Here is an 18,842-nt window from a genome sequence, read left to right as displayed (position 1 = left end):
TTATATCCTATCTACGCCCGCTTGAAACCTTCGCCGAGTACATCAGAAGCATCCATTACAACGACAAATGCAGACGTATCAATGCTTTTTACGAGTTGTTTCAATTTGGTGAATTCTGTTTGATCAACCACACACATTAAAATCGGCCGCTCATTGTCCGTGTAGCCTCCGAAAGCAGATAATTTGGTCACTCCCCTGTCAATTTCACTCAGAATAGCCTTTCTGACTTCTTCTTCTTGATTGGTAATGATCATCGTCATCTTTGAACGTCCAAGTCCAACTTGAACGATATCAATTGTTTTGCTCGTCACATAAAGGCCTACAAGTGCATATAAACCGCGTTCTATATCAAAAACAAAAGCTGCCGTCAGCACGATTAGTCCATCTATTAAAGCTACACATGTACCAAGAGAGAGTCCTGTAAACTTATGGATAATCTGTGCCGCAAGATCTGTCCCGCCTGTTGAAGCTTTTCCGCGAAAAACAAGACCGAGACCAAGACCTACGCCGATTCCGCCGAAAATGGCGCCAAGCAAAGGATCTGTCGTAGCAGGCTCCATATCTTTCGTTAAAAAGACTACAAAAGGAAGGAAAATGGTTCCTATTAACGTTTTTAAACCAAATTGCTTTCCAAGAAGCAGAACTCCTGCAATAAATAAAGGAATGTTGAAGGCCCACTGAACATACGCAGGTTCAAATTCAAATAAGAAATCTGTAATTGTACTAATGCCGCTGACTCCGCCAGATGCAATGCGGTTAGGCAAGAGAAACAAATTAAAGGTAATGGCAACGATTCCAGAACCAAGCAAAATAAACAAATATGAAGTGATCTTTTCTAAAGCCGGATTGTAAGTACGAGTGCGTTTACGCTGAAACATGCTGTATCCTCCATCTATGAAAACACTTGTTTTTTGACATAACCTTTCAGAGTATAGCACCCGTCTGAACAAGCTGTAAATAACAGTGTAATAACGTGCTAAAGAGGTAAAGGGTTGGGGTTAGTTTTTGCTAATGATGATGGATTTAGCCATATTTGGTTATGGGAACTTACTTTTTGTGAAAAATTTTCGTTATTTAGATAGTGCTTACTTTCCAAAATAGAGAAAATATTGTCTAAAATGACCCTATTACTTGCGGGAATCAATAAAATACTTGCCGTTATAAAAGCTTTACTATCTTTTTTACATTTTCCTTCTAAAAATAAAAAAAACGGCCGCCCTCAAAAGGACAGCCGTAATATCTTCTTATGAAAGTTTAGAACGCAAGTATGCATCAATAAATGGATCTAAGTCGCCGTCCATGACACCTTGAACGTTTCCGCTCTCTGTACTTGTGCGGTGATCTTTTACAAGAGAGTACGGGTGGAATACGTAAGAGCGGATTTGAGATCCCCAGCCGATTTCTTTTTGCTCGCCGCGGATTTCGTCAAGCTCTGCCTGCTGTTCATCAAGCTTCAGCTGATAGAGCTTCGCTTGAAGCATTTTCATGGCTCTCTCACGGTTTTTGATCTGTGAGCGCTCCGTTTGGCATGTTACAACCGTATTGGTTGGAATATGCGTAATACGGACAGCGGAGTCAGTTGTATTGATATGCTGACCGCCGGCACCGCTCGCACGGTACGTATCAATTTTCAGGTCCTCTGTACGGATATCAATGTCGATTTCATCATTGAATTCAGGCATAACTTCGCATGATACAAACGATGTATGACGGCGGCCTGAAGCATCGAATGGTGAAATACGGACAAGACGGTGAACACCTTTTTCAGCTTTCAAGTAACCGTATGCGTTATGTCCTTTGAAAAGAAGCGTAACGCTCTTAATGCCGGCTTCGTCTCCAGGCAGATAATCAAGGGTTTCTACCTTGAAGCCTTTCTTTTCGCCCCAGCGAGTATACATGCGAAGCAGCATAGAGCCCCAGTCCTGGGACTCCGTGCCGCCAGCTCCTGGATGAAGCTCAAGAATCGCATTATTTTTATCATGAGGCTCGCTTAATAAGAGCTGAAGCTCAAATTCGTTCATAGCTGTTGTCAACTCCACGACTTCGCCTTCAAGCTCGGCATGAAGCTCAGCATCAAACTCTTCCTTTAAAAGCTCATGCGTCATTTCGAGATTCTCATGCATTTCGTTCATTTCATTGAATTGGTTAACCGCTTCTTTTAAAGAATTGCTTTCATTAATAACGGTCTGTGCTTCATTTTGATTATCCCAGAAATTCGGATGGGACATCATTTCATCTAGCTCATCAATACGAGCCTGTTTGTGGTCGAGGTCAAAGAGACCCCCTAAAAGCCGCTAATTTCTTAGCCATTTTTTCAAGTTCGTTCCGGATATCTGATAATTCCATTATAATTCTCCTCTAAAATGGGGTAAAGAGAGGTGCCTGACACCTCTCTTTCCTGATTTACTTACCGCAGCAGTTTTTGTATTTTTTGCCGCTTCCGCAAACACATGCTTCATTTCGGCCAATTTCCATCTGCTTTTTAACAGGTTTTTTCTTAGGCGCCTCGTCTCCCTCTTTCGGGTGAACGGCCTCCTGTGGTTTTGCAACTTCCTCGCGCTCAAGGTTGTTGCGGATTTCTGCTTTCATGATATATTTTGCAGCATCTTCTTCAATCGATGCAATCATGTTTTCAAACATCGCAAAGCCTTCCATTTGATACTCGCGAAGCGGATCCGTCTGTCCGTAAGCGCGAAGGTGAATACCTTGACGCAATTGATCCATTGCATCAATATGATCCATCCATTTCGTATCAACCGCGCGAAGCAGTATCACTTTTTCGAATTCGCGCATCTGCTCTTCGCCGAACGCTTCTTCTTTTTCGTTGTAGCGTGCTTTTGTTTTCTCTAACACAAGCTCAGTGATTTCTTCAGATTCTTTCCCTTTGAAATCATTCACCGTGAAGGTACCCTCTTCAAGAAGATTCGCGCTTAAATAATCAAGCAATCCATCAAGATTCCATTCCTCAGGAAGCTCGTCCTTAGGAGTGTACATGGCAACAACGCGCTCAACTGTTGATGTAACCATGCTTTCTACGATGCTGCGAAGATTTTCTGAATCAATGACATCAAAGCGCTGCTTGTAAATGACTTCACGCTGCTGACGGAGAACATCGTCATATTGCAGAAGCTGTTTACGTGCATCAAAGTTATTGCCCTCAACACGTTTTTGCGCAGATTCAACCGCACGTGTAACAATTTTACTTTGAATCGGCTGTGAATCATCCATTCCAAGACGATCCATCATCGCCATCATATTCTCAGAACCGAAGCGTCTCATTAATTCATCTTCCATAGAAAGGTAGAATTGAGTCACACCAGGATCTCCCTGACGGCCTGAACGTCCGCGGAGCTGATTATCAATTCGGCGGGATTCGTGGCGCTCTGTACCGATAACAGCTAAACCGCCAAGCTCTATAACACCAGGTCCAAGCTTGATATCCGTACCGCGTCCAGCCATGTTCGTTGCGATTGTAACGGAACCTTGGTGACCGGCATTCTCGATAATTTCAGCTTCCCGCTCATGGTTCTTCGCATTCAGAACGTTATGCGGAACGCCTTTTTTCTTCAAAAGCTTTGAAATAAGCTCTGACGTTTCAACAGCAACCGTACCAACCAATATCGGCTGACCGGCAAAATAACGCGTCGTTACATCATCCACAACTGCTTTGAACTTGCCTTCCATTGAACGGTATACAAGGTCAGCGCGGTCATCACGGACAACATCACGGTTAGTAGGAATCGCTACAACCTGCATGTTGTAAATGTTGCGGAATTCCTCTTCTTCCGTTTTCGCTGTACCCGTCATACCAGAAAGCTTCTCGTACATGCGGAAGTAGTTCTGGAACGTAATCGTTGCAAGCGTCATGCTTTCATTTTGAATCTCAAGACCTTCTTTTGCCTCAATTGCCTGGTGAAGACCATCGCTGTAGCGGCGGCCTTTCATTAAACGGCCTGTAAACTGGTCAACGATGACAACCTGACCGTCTTCAACTACGTAGTCAACATCATTGTGCATCACAACATGTGCTCTTAATGCCATATTTATATGATGATTTAATGAAACATGTGTAAGATCAAAAAGGTTTTCAATATGAAATGCTTTTTCAGCTTTAGACATACCGTCTTCTGTCAGCTGAACACCTTTTGTTTTTTCATCAAACGTGTAATCCTCGTCACGTTTAAGAGAACGCACAAAACCGTTTGCCTGCACATAAAGCATCGTTGACTTTGCAGCAGAACCGGAGATGATCAGCGGCGTACGCGCTTCGTCAATTAAGATGGAGTCAACTTCATCGATTACAGCATAGTGAAGCGGACGCTGAACCATCTGCTCTTTGTAAAGCACCATGTTATCGCGCAAGTAGTCAAATCCTAATTCATTATTAGTAGAATAAGTTACATCAGCCGCATAAGCAGCACGCTTTTCTTCTTTTGAAAGGCCGTTCGTATTTAAACCTACTGTTAAACCAAGGAACTCATACAGCTTGCCCATTTCAACAGCATCACGGCTTGCCAAGTATTCATTGACTGTTACAACATGAACGCCTTTTCCAGAAAGAGCATTCAGATAAACAGGCATTGTGGACGTCAGCGTTTTACCTTCCCCTGTTTTCATCTCAGAGATATTGCCCTCATGAAGCGCGATACCCCCCATAAGCTGAACCGGATAAGGGTATAAGCCAAGAACACGCTTTGCAGCTTCACGGACTACAGAAAAAGCCTCAGTCAAAAGGTCATCGACGCTCTCACCTTTTGCAACGCGGCCTTTAAACTCCTGTGTTTTCGCCTTTAGATCTTCATCAGAAAGCTTTTCCATGTCTGATGCTAAAGACTCTATTTGATTAGCCATTTTTTCATATTTATTTAATGCACGTTTGTTAAAATCGAACACCTTATTTAAGATTCCAAGCATTTTATACGCTCCTCTGTCTAATGAAGTGCCATACATGAACAGTATTCATGAGAACCCGCTAGAAATTTCAAAACTATTATTTATTTTACCATATATTTAATGTTTTCAACAGTATATCGGGTATGGACAAAAAAAGCATGCCGAAAGTTACAAAATAATGCCATTAGTAAATCGGACAAAGTAAAAATGCAGCCCGCTCATAGAACGGACTGCATTGGTTTATTGGTATTATTCAGTTGGTTCGATAATTGCATATTTGCCGTCTTTACGCTGATAAACCACATTCGTAGAATTCGTTTCAGCATTTGTGAAAACGAAAAAGTTATGGCCCAGCATGTTCATTTGAAGAATCGCTTCCTCACTGTCCATTGGCTTTAAGTTAAAGCGCTTCGTGCGGACAACTTCGATCGTGTCATCTTCTTCCTGAACTGGCGGCTGAGTGTTTTCACCCTCTGCCTCAACTGCCCCATTTGTGAACATGAATTTCGCTGAACCCTGCTCGCGCAATTTTCGGTTTACTTTCGTTTTATGTTTACGGATTTGACGCTCAAGCTTGTTTGTCACAAGATCGATGGCAGCGTACATATCCTCATTGTATTCCTCAGCACGCAATACTAAATTGGTCATTGGAATCGTTACTTCAATCTTTGATTCTTGATCATTGTAGAATTTTAAATTTACATTTACGTTTGCATCGATTGAATCCTCAAAATAGCGTTCTAGCTTGCCGATTTTCTTCTCGACATACTCTCTTAAAGCTGGAGTTACCTCAATGTTTTCGCCTCTGACGTTATAATTCAAAATGAACTCCTCCTTTTGTTAAGGATATGTAAACTTATTTCTCTCTTTCCCTCGGGTATTCCTGCTCAAACGTTAAAATAATGTTAAAACTATGTGAAATTTGTTGAAGATTGCGGCTGAATGACTGCCGTGGATGGATGTGAATAGAATATGACTGAGAATCTTTATTTATGCTATAGAAAAAATCCCATCCGGATGCAGATGAGATTAATGAAACAGGTATGGCAATAGGTATGCCTGAACCTCCCTTTTCCATTTGATGAATAATACTGAAAGCTCTTCTTTTATATAGATCTGAAAAGAAAGGGTATCGTCCTTATTCAATGTAAACGGCTTCAATTCGTCGATGATTTGATCAAATAAAAGAATTTGATTTTGGAGATGCTCATCATCTCTTGCCAGGTGGAACATGCCGGAATGAGTGGTATCAATTTGAATGAATGCATCAACAAGATCATCCATGACACGCTCGCCTTCTGTGTACTCCATGGATTCAAAGCTCTGAATCAAATCGTACATGTCCTCCTCAATACAATTAAGCAGCTCATTATAGGAATAAAAGAGCTCATATTCACTTTGAGTGAGGGATTTATTTGCGTTTATCATAGTACATGCCGTCAACTGATGCGTTCTGATAAGGATTGATGTATTTTTGATTCGATGCTTTTTGAACCTTGAGCTGGGTAATATCGTTTTTAATTTCCTGCTTCAGCAGATTCAGCTTGTCATGAATAATGGCGTTCCATTCAGTAATTTCTTTGCCAAGCTGTTTTTCCTCACGATTGTAAGGAGGCTTTAGCTGGTTGATCAGGCTGTCACGCTGCTCAATCCAATCCTGGATATTAACGATGTGGCTGTCTCTCATGTCTTTATCTGGTGCACCGTTTACTTCTGATAGTAATTGCTTTGTAAGCTGATGCAGTTTGTTTACTGCACTCACTAGACTTGACCGCCTTGTCCGAACTGCTGCTTGCGGGCCGATTGAATTACTTGCTTCCAAGTATCACGAAACTCCGTTACATACACTTCCACTTCAGCAAGAATAGCCAAATCGTTTGAAATATTGGCTTCTACTAAACGGCGATTCATATATTCATACATTGACATCATAGATTCAGATACAGCAGCTTCAGGATTTAACGTAATTATCAGCTCCTGGATAATCCGCTGTGCTTTTTGAAGATTGAGGTTTTTCTCTTGCGTGTTTTTCAGCTGAATTGCCCGGCGTGCCTGCTTGATAAACTTAAGACAGCCATTATAAAGCATCAGCGTTAATTCGCCCGGTGAAGCTGTACTCACAGAATTTTGCTGATACGCTTGATAAGGGTTGTTAAGTGCCATTTTCAATTTACTCCTTTATTAACCGAATTGCTGCATAAGATAATTCATTTGGTCGTTTGAACGCTGAATGGCTTTTTCCATCGCCGTGAACTGCGACCAATAGCGGTTTTCTACTTGGGTTAAGCGGTCTTCAAACCGATCGATTTGAGTGTCAATGGAGGAAAGGTTCCTGCCGATTGTAAACTGCTGGCTTGTTGAGCTTGAAGTTCCTGCCTTCGCATTCAGCTTGTCCATCGTTGTTTTTAAGTTGTCATAAAGGTTTGTGATAATCCCTTTTTCACCGCTTGTCGGCCCGTTGCTTGTAAAGAGCTTTTCAACACCTTCAGGGTTTTCTTCAATCGCTTTTTTCAGCTTCGCTTCATCGATGATCAGCTTGCCGCCTTCACGGTAGTTCGAAGTTGTCGAGATGCCAATGTTAGACAAATGAGTGAATGACGAGCCGGATGCTGCAGATAGAGTGGAATAAAAATCTGAACGCATTTGGCTTAGTGCACCAGTTAGGATTGAGTCTTTTCTGAGCAGTCCGCTTTGAGCTTTTTCGTCCCATTGCTCCTGCTGTTTATCAGTTAGAGATTCGCGCTCTTCATCAGACAGCGGCTGATAATCACGGTAGCGTGTTTCATCTGTTTTGGCCTGAATTTTTGCGATTGTTTCATTATATAAGGTCACGAACTTTTTAATATTGTCGAAGACAGCGTTCGTGTCGTTTGTGACGTTTATTGATACTGCTGAGTCTGTGGCTGTGAATGTGTCTTTTAAAGTGAAAGTGACTCCGCTCATCTCGAAAGTGTTGGATGTCCGTTCGGTTGAAAGGCCGTTGATCGTAAATTTTGCGTTCTGGCCGCCCGTCTCCGTTCCAGAACCAAAACTCAACACATCGTTCAGGAAACCAGCTGAAGTAATGATTTCATTACCTGCCGTATTAAAGTCACCAGTTTCTTTTCTAGTAAGCGTAATTTTATCCGAAAAAGAATCGTATAAAGCGGTGACACCTAGTTCAGATGAATTGATTTTATTAAAAACGGTATTTAATGATTCTGTTCCCTGTATTAGAAAATTTTCATTTATTTGCCCTTTGGATGTGTGTGTTTGCATGTCAAAGGACATGTAGTTGTCTGTACTGTCTATTACATAATCTACTTTTATAGTGCTTCCTTTTTTAATCGACTCCCCGAATGTAAGAGTCCCGTCACTATCAATCTTTGCTTCTCCAGCCTGCGGTGTTCCTGTTACAAGTGTAATAGATTTTCCATCTACTTTAATAACGGCATCTTTATCGAAGTTTTTAAGAACTTCTCCGCTCTCTAATTTGAGATTAAACGTACTTCCATCTGCATCAGCGGTAATCGTCTGATTTTTCACGGTACCTGTCTGCCAGTTGAAATTCTGGTTGGCAAACGAATCTTTGATCTCATAAAGAGATTTTGAAGGGTCAACCTTTGATCCGGCTGCTGAAATCGCTCCAGCATTCACCTTTGTTGCAGCTGCCGCCAGTTGGTCGACCTTTGAAATACTGTAAGAAGACTGACTTGCAGCACTTGTGGCAGTGGCTGTCACTTTATCTGAATTGGAACTGTTCGTTGAACGTGCACGGTAATTACTTGAAAGTTTCATATCAAATGTCGCATTACGAAATGCAAACAGCAGGCTGTTCATTTCACGATAGCCGTCCCGCTGCCATTCAAGCGTTTGTTTATTTTGCTTTAATTTATCAAGCGGCATTCTCTCTGCTTTCATTAGATCGGCTACAAGCGAATCAATATCCATTCCACTTGCTAAACCACCTATTCGAACCATGCTGAATCACCTCTCTAAATCTTTTTGTCTACAACAAATCCCAGAAATTCTGTCATTGCTGCATATAAATCGAGTATTTTTCTCGACGGGATTTCCCTGACGATTTCTTTTGTTTGATTATCAACTACCGTTACGTAATATTCGTTCAGCTTTTCGTGAAGCTGAAACTGAATATGCGTGTTAGCAGGCTGCAGGAAATCGTTAATGCCATTTATGACTTTTTCTAATTCTTCTTTTGAAAATGTGGGTATGTTTTCTTCGTTATTATGTTCTGGAAGTTTAATAGGTTTCGTGTCGATTTCTGAGATGCGCGGACCAGGCTGCGATGACATTTTTTCGATCATCATGGTGGGTCGCTCCTTGGGATTTATGTTCTAATGGTTATATCGGTTGTACTTATAGGATTTTGAAGTCTTAAAGTTTAAATTCAGTTTAAATATTGAATAGTAAAATCTAACATAAAAAAGACCCTAGCATGGCTAGAGTCTTTAGTCCAATTAACGAAGTAATTGAAGTACACCTTGTGGTTGTTGGTTGGCTTGCTTTGCCGCTACGCCTTTCGGTCATAGAATAGACTATATCTTCACCCTTCAATTATATGGGGCTGGGCACTTCGAACAGTTTTCACTGCCCTACGAGATTCATAGTCATAGCTTCTCGCCTTAGACCGTGTTCTCTAGTCGTTGAACCTTCTCCAGAGTTTCCTCACAGGAGCTTGGCTGCTGATTATCCATTGTTCATCTTCATCATTTTCAAACCATTTCGCCTGTCGTTTCCAACTACGCTTTGGTTGATGAAGCTTTAGGAAGTTCCAGCAATTCACCCAGTGATGCTCCAGTTCGTTACCAAACTGGACGCCCTTCTAATCAATTATCTCAGAAGTTGTAAAACTCCTTGAGGCATTTGATTGGATTGAGCCAGCATTGCTTGTGCTGCTTGAGAAAGAATAGAATTCTTTGTTTGGTTCATCATTTCTTTCGCCATGTCTACGTCACGTACACGAGATTCGGCAGCTGTTAGATTTTCAGAAGCATTATTCAAGTTATTGATAGTGTGCTCTAAACGATTTTGATTTGCTCCTAGTTTAGAACGAGAAGCGGAAACTTTTCCGATTGCAGCATCAACTTTTGCAATATCTACATCGAAATTTGCTTTAGTACCATCAAGAGCAAGAGCATCCATAGCTAAATCCGTTGAGCTAAATCCCTCTAAAGCTGTACCATTATCTATTGTTAATGAAAGTTGTTGACCAGCATTTGCTCCGATTTGGAAATCCTTCGCAAAACTACCATCCAACAACTTTTTACCGTTAAACTCAGTACGTGTTGAAATACCATCTAATTCTGTGTTCAATTGAGTGATTTCATCTTTAATCGCTGTTAGGTCTTCTGTTGCTAAAGTTCCACCATTTCCGGCTTGAACAATTAGTTCACGTTGTCGTTGTAGGATAGAGTGAGTTTCACCTAAAGCTCCCTCCGCAGTTTGAATTAATGAAATACCGTCTTGAGCATTACGAGAAGCTTGATCCAAACCACGAACTTGTCCACGCATTTTTTCAGAAATAGAAAGACCAGCTGCATCATCACCAGCACGGTTGATTCGCATACCTGAAGATAATTTCTCCATAGATTTACTTTGTGCATTGGAAGCACTGTTCAACTGACGGTAAGTATTAAGAGCCGCAATATTATGATTGATTCTCATTTTAAAATTTCCTCCTTGAAATAATTGTAGTAATCCACATCCATGTGAATTCTTATATACTCGCAGTCGCAACGGTCGGCCGCCTGTTGGTTCTGCTTGTTACACTTCTTATATCGTCATGATCAGGAGTTGTTTTAGAGCATTTAGAAAATATTTCATAAAAAAACCTTAAGCGAATGTGCTTAAGGTTTTCTGTTCTTTAATTGAGCAAGCATATCTAGAGATACTTCTGCTGCCTTATTGTTTTCTTCTTGAATTGAGATGTAAATTTCTTTGCGATGGATATCTACATTTTCAGGAGCGCTAATACCGATTTTCACTTGGTCGCCAGCGATAGAGATTACCGTGATCTCAATATCATCGCCAATTTGAATCGCTTCTCCAGTTTTCCTAGTTAAAACAAGCATTATGCTCCCTCCCATAGACGATGTTTAGTTGTATATTCTGTCTTGTTAAGGATAAGCTGCTTGCCCAATCTTTTTCCTTTATTTAAAATCAACGGACCTTGTAAATTCGCTGTTGAGTTCGTAAATGGATCACTGACTGTTAAAATAACATACACTTCGACATCATTTGGAGATTCTATCATTAATAATTCTTTTGATGATTTATCCAAATCAAATTCATAGTCTTTGAAAAAGAAAAAGGGACTAGTGACGACAAATGCAGTGTTTTGAGATTGAATGGATTGAAGGATAAAGAATGAAGAGCCTTCTTCAAGCGGAAGCAAGATAAAGTTCTTTTCTTCTATAAATCCTGGAATCCCATGTTCAAAGGTGATTTTGTGCGCTTCATCAATTGTTACTTCCCCATGATATTTCGTTTGAATTAACATGCTTCACATTCCTTTGTTTAAGTCTATTAAATCTTTCTGTCTATTGAAACAAAGTCTACTTTTAGCTGATTTCTCTCAGCGAGTTCCACTTTTACCTCTCCTGCATTATAGTCCATGATCGGCTTGTTGATTTTGCTCTCAATGATCGGAGCATTTCTCTGCACATCGATTTTCACTTCTGATGGCTGATAGTCAAGCTTTACGCTGAAATGAGATGGGATAAACCCTATGTTAAATTGCTTGATTTCGCCTTCGCTGTTTTTTTCGCCTGAGCAGTAAGCGGTTTACCGCCATTTTCAATTCTCATCTGTTCATCGCCTTGCTGGATTCGTCTCGCAATTCCGGAAAGAACGTCCCGGTGCCCCTGGTCTGCTGCTTCTGCAATTCGCTTAGAAATATGCTTTAAATCCACCTCTTCCCTGGCTTTTGTCTGGTCAATTGTTAGCTTGCCAGGTGTTGTTTGTATGGACAGCTCTGCTTTTGGCTGCTGGATGGATAGGTCCGCTTTTGGCTGCTGAATTTCAAGTGAAGCATTGACCGTTTCTAAACCTAGTTTAGCAAATCTGCTTTCTAACCTTATTTGAGGAATGTCCATGAATTGTCCTCCTATTTAGAAAAGTGTAAGCGCCCGTTTAGCTCCGACAGACAGATAAGAATCCGGCAGAAAAGTCCGGTTTTGACTTTTTTGACGGATTTGTTCTGGCCGAGAAGCTGGGCGATGGAGCTAGACATCAATACGCAAAATTTCACTTTCTTATATCTTAAAAAAGCTATCTTATAAAAAGATAGCTTATCTTAAAAAGTCCATTAACGTTGGCTGAATGATTCTTGCGCCGACTGATAATGCAGCCCGATGGATACTTTCTTGTGCAGTTAAATCCATGATTACCTTTTCTAAATCAGCATCTTCGTTCTCAGATAGAATTCGTGTTGAAACAATCTCTTGTTTTCCCACTCGATCTTCAATAAGCTCCAGGCGATTGTATCTGGCTCCTAGTTCTGCACGTTCCGCTGACATTGAGTCCATTTTACCGTCAAGGTCAGAAAGCAATCCGTCTAATCCAGATGCGTCACCAGAACTTAACGCCTTTTCAATGGAACCCATCACCGCAAATAAGTCCTCACTGAAAACATTGTCAGAATTAATATTCGCTTTCAATTGAACACCCTTAGAAACCTCAATTTCAAATGGTGATTTATCAATGTTTACTGTTACTGTTCCATCAGCGTTAAGAGTAACAGGCGCTTCTTTCGTCTGTGTACCGTTAAAAATATAATTCCCTGCCACCTGCGTATTCGCAGATCCAACCAAATCTTCCTTCAGCTGCTTCATTTCAGCGCCAATCGCCTTTAAGTCTTCAGGGCTGTTCGTTCCATTACTGGCCTGAACCATCAGTTCACGCACTCGCTGAAGAACTTGTGTGCCCTGCTCAATTCCCGCTTCTGAGTTCTCCATCCACTGATAGGCCTCAGAGATGTTGCGCTGGTATTGTTCGACTTCGGTTAAGTTTGTGCGATAGTGCATTCCCTTCATGGCGACAACAGGATCATCTGAAGGACGGTTGATTTTTTTGCCGGTTGCGAGCTGGTCCTGGTAGGTGCCCATTTTTTCATAGCTTTTGCTTAGGTTGCGGAGCGAGTTGCCTGCGAGCATGCTTTGAGTTACGCGCATGATTGTTCACCTACCTTCTTAGTCCGTTAATAATTGTATCGAGCATTTCATCCTGCAATGAAATCATTTTTGCTGAAGCGTTGTATGCGTGCTGGAATTGGATCATGTTTGTCATCTCTTCATCCAGTGATACAGCACTGACAGATTGACGGCGCTGGTCAACTGCAGAACGGAGCACATCACTGTTGCTTACCAGACGGTTTGCTTCCTGTGCGTCAACGGCCATGCCTCCGATTAAGCTTTCATAGAAATCCTGGATGGTTGTCGTTTTCCCGCCGATTGTGAAGGTTTGATTTTTCACTTCTGCAAGCGCAAGCGCATTTTTCCCATCACCCATATTGCCGTTTGAAGATGCGGCAATGTTATCAGTTGAGTCTATGATAGATTGATGAAGGGTTAACATAGACGCTGCATCTTTAGGCGGATCTGTCATGTTAGTAAAATCAAAAAACTGTGTACTGCTTGACCCATTTTCTTCAATCCGCTTGATGCTGTACCCCGCTTCCTGAACTTTGTTTACTTCTGTCGCAAAGCTGTATGCCAGTTCATTAAGCTGCCTGAGCATCTCCGGATACAATCCATTTGCGGAACCGTCTGAATTGTAGCCGTAGGAATCAATTAACCCGCGAATTTCGCCGACGCTTCCAAATTCTTTAACATCTATAGCATTTGAGCCTATCGAAACCGAGTCTACTAATCCATTATCAGAAGAAAATCCGATGCTTAATTCATTAACAGATTTACTCTTGCCATCTACTAAAGTTCCAAGTGATTTACCGTTAGCATCCATGCTTTCAATCGTTACAGATCCTTCTGCAACAGCAAGCGAGTTTCCTCCGCTCTTTTCGTTTGAAATCTTGATGTTAGCCAGACCTGATAGCTGATCAAGAAGACGATCGCGCTCATCGTACAGATCGTTTGCCAAGTAGCCATGCGGTTCGATTTCAGAGATTTGTTTATTGATGCTGTTAATCTGGTTTGCAAGTGAGTTGATTTCTTTTGTCGATACCTCTAATTCACTTTTCAGTTCTCCTTGAACAGCTTTAAGTGAAGTCGATAAGTATTGAAACGTTTCTGCTACTGCAGCCCCGCGTTCGCGGACAACCGCACGTGCACCTGCATTTGCAGGATTCAATGCGAGGTCCTGCATGGACTGCCAGAAGCGGTCAAAGCTTTTAGAAAGGCCTGTTTCAGATGGTTCGTTCATGATTTCTTCCATTTTCAAAAGAGAATCAGCACGAGAATCCCAGTATCCTACTTTGTTATTTTCGTAGCGAAATTGTGTATCGAGAAAGCTGTCTCTCACCCGCTCGATTGTTCCCGCTTCAACGCCTGTTCCAATTTGGCCCGGATACTCAGGGCGGTTCATGGATGGTGCAGGGTATGCCTCAGTCTGTACAAAATTAACACGCTGTCTTGTGTAGCCGGGCGTGTTGGCGTTTGCAATATTATGTCCAGTTGTGTTTAAGGCGCTTTGCTGTGTAAACATTCCTCTTTTTGCAATTTCAAGTCCTGAAAAAGTCGAGCGCATGGTTCATTCCTCCGAGCATTAGGCTTTTGAGTCAAATAAAGATCTTCGTTTCGGTTCTGTAGCCGTTCCGCCCGGAGGCTTATAGGCTGGAGATTGTTCCTTTGGCATCAGCATATCCAATGATAAGGAGACAAACTGCAGGGCCTGGATGGTAAGATGCTGATTCAGCTTATTGGCGTTCTTCAGCTTTTCCATTACATCTGTTAATGACTGAAAAAGATCAGAAAATTTTTCTTTATCTGCTCCCTCTGCTTTTTCCATGCATGCCGATAAAGTTAAGTCATCTTCCCTGTTTAAATAAGCCGAAGCAAGACCGATCCGTTCATTTTCCACTTGCTTGATGGCCTGTACATAGATTTGTTCCTGCTTGAGTGTTTGCTGCAACACAGTCAGGTCTTCTGTTTTCAAGGCTTCTGTTTTTGTTTGCGCTAATTGGTATAGCTGCCGATTCAGCCCGAGCAGCTTCTCAAGCTTTAGAATTAATGACTGTGCTGACACTGCAAGTCCTCCCGAAATCTATTTTTGGTAATGCTTGATGACGCTGTTTGCGATAGCTTTTGGATCAATGGTATAGGTGCCGGTTTCTACTTGCTTTTTTATTGCAGCTACCTTTTCTTGCCGTGCCTGGTCAATGGCATTTTGCTGCTGAAGCTCTTTTGCCTTTGTTGATATTTCAACCTTATCCTGCTTTTTAGCCTGCTGCGCTGCTTCCTGCTGCTTCTCTGCCGTTCGTTTATAAGGATTTATCCCTGCTGAGTTTAAGTGATTGATCTTCATCCCTTTTCCTCCATTCTTTCGTTCTTCTCGTTACTTTCTATATCGGCTGGAAATAGTTGTTGTTAATAAATTTAGTTATTTTTAGTCTGAAAGGTATAGTAGGTCGCCTGCTTCTCTGTGACTTTTTGCCGGCGTTCTTCTTCCTGTTCTAATTCAAACAGCTGAGTTTTAATGTCTTTTCCGCAAGAAATACAAAGCTTATTTTCTCTGATCAGCTTTCCGCATTTCTGACAAGGATAACCGAGGTTCGGGAAGTTGGCGAGCTGAATTCTGCCCTGTCTGATAAATTTCAGAATCAGCTCCTCTTCAACTCCCGTATGCTCTTCGACATTTGATAGAGTTGCTGTTCGATTTTTACTCTGCTTTATAAAACCGTAAACGACTTCGAATTTACGTTCTTCTTCTTTATAACATGCATCACAAACCGTTTTAAATTGTGTTTTCACAAATAGCTGGTAGCATTCCGGACAGTTCGATAGTTCTCCCATTGATGATTCTCCTATCATTGTACTATATCTTTACTATCGGAATCAGTTTGAAAACGTTTAGCCTCGAACGAGCGTAAGAGAAGAAACACTTTCGGCACCATGGTCGATAAGCAGTTTGGCTGCGTGTCTGATCGTGGTTCCTGTTGTATAAATATCGTCAATCAGAAGAAGGTTTTGTCCGGAAAATTCAGAGTTGCCATTTATAAAAAAAACATTTTCAGTCTGCAGGCGTTCAGTTCTTGTTTTCTTGGATTGTTTTTCTAAGTGGATACGCATGAGAGGTTCGTGAACTCGGGCATTGAGCAAGTCAGCAAGCAAGCGTGCCTGATTGAATCCGCGTTCATAAAGCCGCTCTTTACTGAGAGGAATGGGGACAAGAAGGGAATTCTTTGAGAAATGCTTAGAGAAGACGTTTCGAAAGGGCTCGTAAAAGAGGTCAGCTAATTGTGCATCGCCTCTATATTTGTATCTGGCGATTAAATCTTTCATAAATTCATTATACTGATAAACAGAATGATTACTCGCAAGGACGCTGCCAAACACGGGATCTGCTTGCCATCTTTCACAGTCAAAGCAAGCTTTTGCCTCAGACTGGGGCCGATCGCACATTGGACATACAGTACCTTCAATCAAACAGAGCTTAGATGAACAATCAGCACAGCATGCACTCTCTTGTTCATCTAAAAAAAATACGCTCCTCCAGGATACAGCTTTTTCAAGCTCACCCTGGCAAATAAGACATCTGTTCATTACTCACCTCTGACATAAGTTTCGCACTTCGGTGTATCGGAGACCATCTTTGCACATTCTGCTAATTTGACAATTAAAGTCGTCATTTGCTGTTTGTCAACAAATTCTGCTTTCACATAAGCAACCTTATCCGGGTTGGTTACGTATCTCGGCTGAACCCTGTTTAAAACAAGGGCAAGCACGTCATTTAAGCATTCCTCACACATACAATTCATCTGCAGAGCAGCCTTATATTCATCTAATAAATCGACCATGATTCGTTCCATCGCATTAACTACCACCGCTCTACCCCCATCCACATTATCTTGTAGATGATTATGCCACAGAAGGAATATGTTTGATAGAAATAATACCTTAAACAGTTACAAAGTCACTCTTTTCGCCTCAGTATTCATCATTTGGATATGCTTTTTGGCACGAATCATCGCTTCTGTTTTACCGTAATGAAAAAATCGCACATCTCCGCTTGGGTGCTTCGCACTTCTGCCGACTCGGCCGGCAATTTGCACCAGCGTACTCTCTGTAAAAACATTGTCCTCTGCTCCCAGCACAGCGACATCAGAATTAGGAATGGTGACTCCTCTTTCTAAAATAGTGGTGGTAATAATAATGGGAAGCACTCCATCTCGGAAGCGCTGAACCTTTTCTTTACGAGCAGGATCTTCTGCATAAACCCCTTCTATTAAAGGATCCTGCTTTTTTAATAGAGCCGTCGTTTCTTCTAATAACGGTATGGATGGAACGAATAGAAAGGCTTGTTTTTTTGAATCCAAATGGGAGGAAATCCATTCTTGAACGTTTAATGGGAGTTTGTCTTTTTGAAGAGCCCTTTTATAATTCCCGCACCATGAAAAGACAGGTACAGGAAGCGGATGACCGTGGTATCTTTGAGGGATTTTGACTTGATTGGCAATCTTTTTCTTCAGGCTGCTGGAAGGTGTTGCCGTTAAATAGATGAGGGAGCTTTGTTCTTTTCTTGCCCGTCCCGCAGCAAACTGAAGACTTTGATCAGCTGAGTAAGGAAATGCGTCTACTTCATCTATGACCATTAAATCAAACGTTTGTTCAAAACGGAGAAGCTGGTGAGTCGTGGATATGGTGAGGTTAGCCTGCTTAAATCGGTCTTCGCTCCCTCCATATAGAGCAGCAATTTCCGCTTGAGGAAAAACGGACTGAAGCCTTGGGGCAAGTTCCAGGACAACATCCATGCGCGGCGTAGCGATGCAGACTTGCTTGTTCTCTAATAAAGCTTGTTCAATTCCTTTGAAAAGCATTTCTGTTTTCCCTGCACCGCATACAGCCCAAATCAGCAAATCACTTTGATTTTTCAGCGCATGCAGCATTCGGTCTGACCCTTTTTGCTGCTCTCTTGATAGCTTTCCTTCCCAGTGCATCGCCTTAAATTTTGTTTGCTGAATGTGTGATTCAGGACCAGCCCACCTAAGTAATGGCGTGCATTCACTGACTCTTCCCATAAGAATGCAGGAGCGGCAATACGAGCAATGTTCACCGCACCTTGCACACTTAAAGGATCCGATCAAGCTTTGATCACTGTTGTTGCAGCGATTGCATCTAAGCCGGTTATTTGTTTTCTCCAAGCCATACTCATACTCAATATAGCCGTTTTCATAATGCCGGTGTATGATTTCGAACGGAAATGGAATTTCATCTATGAGCAGCTTTCTTCCCTGAAGGTGTTTTTGGAGGTCATTGGAATATGTAAACGATGGATTGATTTGGCTAACACGGAGGCGATGCTTTGAAATGGGCAATCCTTCTTTGTTATTCTCTGTGGGTTTCAACAATCCGTTATGTATGTGGAATTTCATTCTTCATTGAACTTGGTTTTTTCGATTTTTCTGAATCTTTTTTCCACACTGATGGGTGTTCGGTTTAGCTGACTTGCAATATCCCGGAATTTAACACCTTGCTTTCTTAAGTCCATTAACTTTTTGTCCTCTAATGTTGTCCAATGACGGTAGGCGCGTTTCTGTAAGTCAATTTCCTGCATGTGACCACTCCTCTAGTTTAATAAAGCATTATCTTAAGTATGTTAATTTCTGCAGAAATTGTCTAGTCTTGTCACATTAATTACAAAATGAGGAAAACAAATTTTCGGTGCGAATTTCGTTATTTTTTCGTTGTTTTTTTGAAATTTGTTGTTTCGACAAGCGAAATAGTATGGCAGTCTCCTAAAATCAAGGAAAAGGCACAGAAATCGGAAGCCGTTGA

Annotated in this window: 21 protein-coding genes and 1 pseudogene; all 22 read right to left on the bottom strand. The window is 41.6% G+C overall.

What is annotated here, in order from left to right; genetic code table 11:
• Positions 1–11: 11 nt before the first annotated feature.
• Positions 12–878 (bottom strand): YitT family protein, encoded by an 867-nt coding sequence (locus QFZ72_RS03995; RefSeq protein ID WP_307429696.1) that lies wholly within the window; start codon positions 876–878, stop codon positions 12–14.
• A gap of 366 nt (positions 879–1,244) precedes the next feature.
• A protein-coding gene (gene prfB, locus QFZ72_RS03990; RefSeq protein WP_307429693.1) for a peptide chain release factor 2 occupies positions 1,245–2,346 on the bottom strand; the annotation gives its coding sequence in 2 pieces (ribosomal slippage) (positions 1,245–2,273 and positions 2,275–2,346; 1,101 coding nt in all).
• 57 nt (positions 2,347–2,403) lie between these two features.
• On the bottom strand, positions 2,404–4,914 hold the full coding sequence (secA, locus tag QFZ72_RS03985) for a preprotein translocase subunit SecA (RefSeq protein WP_307429690.1): 2,511 nt from the start codon (positions 4,912–4,914) through the stop codon (positions 2,404–2,406).
• A 228-nt stretch (positions 4,915–5,142) separates the two neighbouring features.
• Positions 5,143–5,715: a ribosome hibernation-promoting factor, HPF/YfiA family gene (gene hpf, locus QFZ72_RS03980; RefSeq protein WP_307429687.1), complete on the bottom strand. Its 573-nt coding sequence runs from the start codon at positions 5,713–5,715 to the stop codon at positions 5,143–5,145.
• Positions 5,716–5,922: 207 nt separating this feature from the next.
• A complete protein-coding gene (locus QFZ72_RS03975; RefSeq protein WP_483862251.1) occupies positions 5,923–6,321 on the bottom strand; it encodes a DUF8042 domain-containing protein in 399 nt (132 codons plus the stop codon).
• Positions 6,305–6,655, bottom strand: a complete 351-nt coding sequence (gene fliT / locus QFZ72_RS03970) for a flagellar protein FliT (RefSeq protein WP_307429682.1) — start codon at positions 6,653–6,655, stop codon at positions 6,305–6,307. Before fliT ends, QFZ72_RS03975 begins: the two co-directional genes overlap by 17 nt.
• Positions 6,655–7,056 (bottom strand): flagellar export chaperone FliS, encoded by a 402-nt coding sequence (fliS, locus tag QFZ72_RS03965; protein ID WP_307429679.1) that lies wholly within the window; start codon positions 7,054–7,056, stop codon positions 6,655–6,657. Before fliS ends, fliT begins: the two co-directional genes overlap by 1 nt.
• A gap of 18 nt (positions 7,057–7,074) precedes the next feature.
• On the bottom strand, positions 7,075–8,853 hold the full coding sequence (locus tag QFZ72_RS03960) for a flagellar hook-associated protein 2 (RefSeq protein WP_307429676.1): 1,779 nt from the start codon (positions 8,851–8,853) through the stop codon (positions 7,075–7,077).
• A 14-nt stretch (positions 8,854–8,867) separates the two neighbouring features.
• A complete protein-coding gene (flaG, locus tag QFZ72_RS03955; RefSeq protein ID WP_307429673.1) occupies positions 8,868–9,200 on the bottom strand; it encodes a flagellar protein FlaG in 333 nt (110 codons plus the stop codon).
• A 523-nt stretch (positions 9,201–9,723) separates the two neighbouring features.
• The gene (gene hag, locus QFZ72_RS03950) at positions 9,724–10,557 is read right to left on the bottom strand and encodes a flagellin Hag (RefSeq protein ID WP_307429670.1); all 834 of its coding nucleotides are present in this window, start codon (positions 10,555–10,557) and stop codon (positions 9,724–9,726) included.
• A gap of 182 nt (positions 10,558–10,739) precedes the next feature.
• On the bottom strand, positions 10,740–10,964 hold the full coding sequence (gene csrA / locus QFZ72_RS03945) for a carbon storage regulator CsrA (RefSeq protein WP_307429667.1): 225 nt from the start codon (positions 10,962–10,964) through the stop codon (positions 10,740–10,742).
• Positions 10,964–11,392: a flagellar assembly protein FliW gene (gene fliW / locus QFZ72_RS03940; protein WP_307429665.1), complete on the bottom strand. Its 429-nt coding sequence runs from the start codon at positions 11,390–11,392 to the stop codon at positions 10,964–10,966. The genes csrA and fliW overlap by 1 nt, the downstream gene beginning before the upstream one ends.
• 26 nt (positions 11,393–11,418) lie before the next feature.
• A pseudogene (locus QFZ72_RS03935) lies at positions 11,419–11,987 on the bottom strand (DUF6470 family protein).
• 195 nt (positions 11,988–12,182) lie between these two features.
• Positions 12,183–13,064, bottom strand: coding sequence for a flagellar hook-associated protein FlgL (flgL, locus tag QFZ72_RS03930; protein WP_307429663.1), 882 nt, complete (start codon positions 13,062–13,064; stop codon positions 12,183–12,185).
• Positions 13,065–13,074: 10 nt separating this feature from the next.
• The gene (gene flgK, locus QFZ72_RS03925) at positions 13,075–14,595 is read right to left on the bottom strand and encodes a flagellar hook-associated protein FlgK (RefSeq protein WP_307429660.1); all 1,521 of its coding nucleotides are present in this window, start codon (positions 14,593–14,595) and stop codon (positions 13,075–13,077) included.
• 18 nt (positions 14,596–14,613) lie between these two features.
• The gene (locus QFZ72_RS03920; protein WP_307429657.1) at positions 14,614–15,093 is read right to left on the bottom strand and encodes a flagellar protein FlgN; all 480 of its coding nucleotides are present in this window, start codon (positions 15,091–15,093) and stop codon (positions 14,614–14,616) included.
• Positions 15,094–15,111: 18 nt separating this feature from the next.
• The gene (gene flgM / locus QFZ72_RS03915; protein ID WP_307429655.1) at positions 15,112–15,372 is read right to left on the bottom strand and encodes a flagellar biosynthesis anti-sigma factor FlgM; all 261 of its coding nucleotides are present in this window, start codon (positions 15,370–15,372) and stop codon (positions 15,112–15,114) included.
• Between the two features lie 71 nt (positions 15,373–15,443).
• Positions 15,444–15,860, bottom strand: a complete 417-nt coding sequence (locus QFZ72_RS03910) for a TIGR03826 family flagellar region protein (protein WP_307429651.1) — start codon at positions 15,858–15,860, stop codon at positions 15,444–15,446.
• Between the two features lie 57 nt (positions 15,861–15,917).
• Positions 15,918–16,610 (bottom strand): ComFC family protein, encoded by a 693-nt coding sequence (locus QFZ72_RS03905; protein ID WP_307429648.1) that lies wholly within the window; start codon positions 16,608–16,610, stop codon positions 15,918–15,920.
• The gene (comFB, locus tag QFZ72_RS03900; protein WP_307429646.1) at positions 16,610–16,891 is read right to left on the bottom strand and encodes a late competence protein ComFB; all 282 of its coding nucleotides are present in this window, start codon (positions 16,889–16,891) and stop codon (positions 16,610–16,612) included. Before comFB ends, QFZ72_RS03905 begins: the two co-directional genes overlap by 1 nt.
• 81 nt (positions 16,892–16,972) lie before the next feature.
• Complete coding sequence (locus QFZ72_RS03895; protein WP_373464413.1) at positions 16,973–18,439, bottom strand: ATP-dependent helicase ComFA; 1,467 nt, start codon at positions 18,437–18,439, stop codon at positions 16,973–16,975.
• Complete coding sequence (locus tag QFZ72_RS03890) at positions 18,436–18,621, bottom strand: Myb-like DNA-binding domain-containing protein (RefSeq protein WP_307429641.1); 186 nt, start codon at positions 18,619–18,621, stop codon at positions 18,436–18,438. The genes QFZ72_RS03895 and QFZ72_RS03890 overlap by 4 nt, the downstream gene beginning before the upstream one ends.
• Positions 18,622–18,842 lie beyond the last annotated feature (221 nt).

This window comes from Bacillus sp. V2I10 (assembly GCF_030817055.1).
Lineage (GTDB): Bacteria > Bacillota > Bacilli > Bacillales > Bacillaceae > Bacillus_P.
The sequence above is the reverse complement of the archived record's forward strand: the minus strand, read 5'-3'. Positions and strand labels throughout refer to the sequence as shown.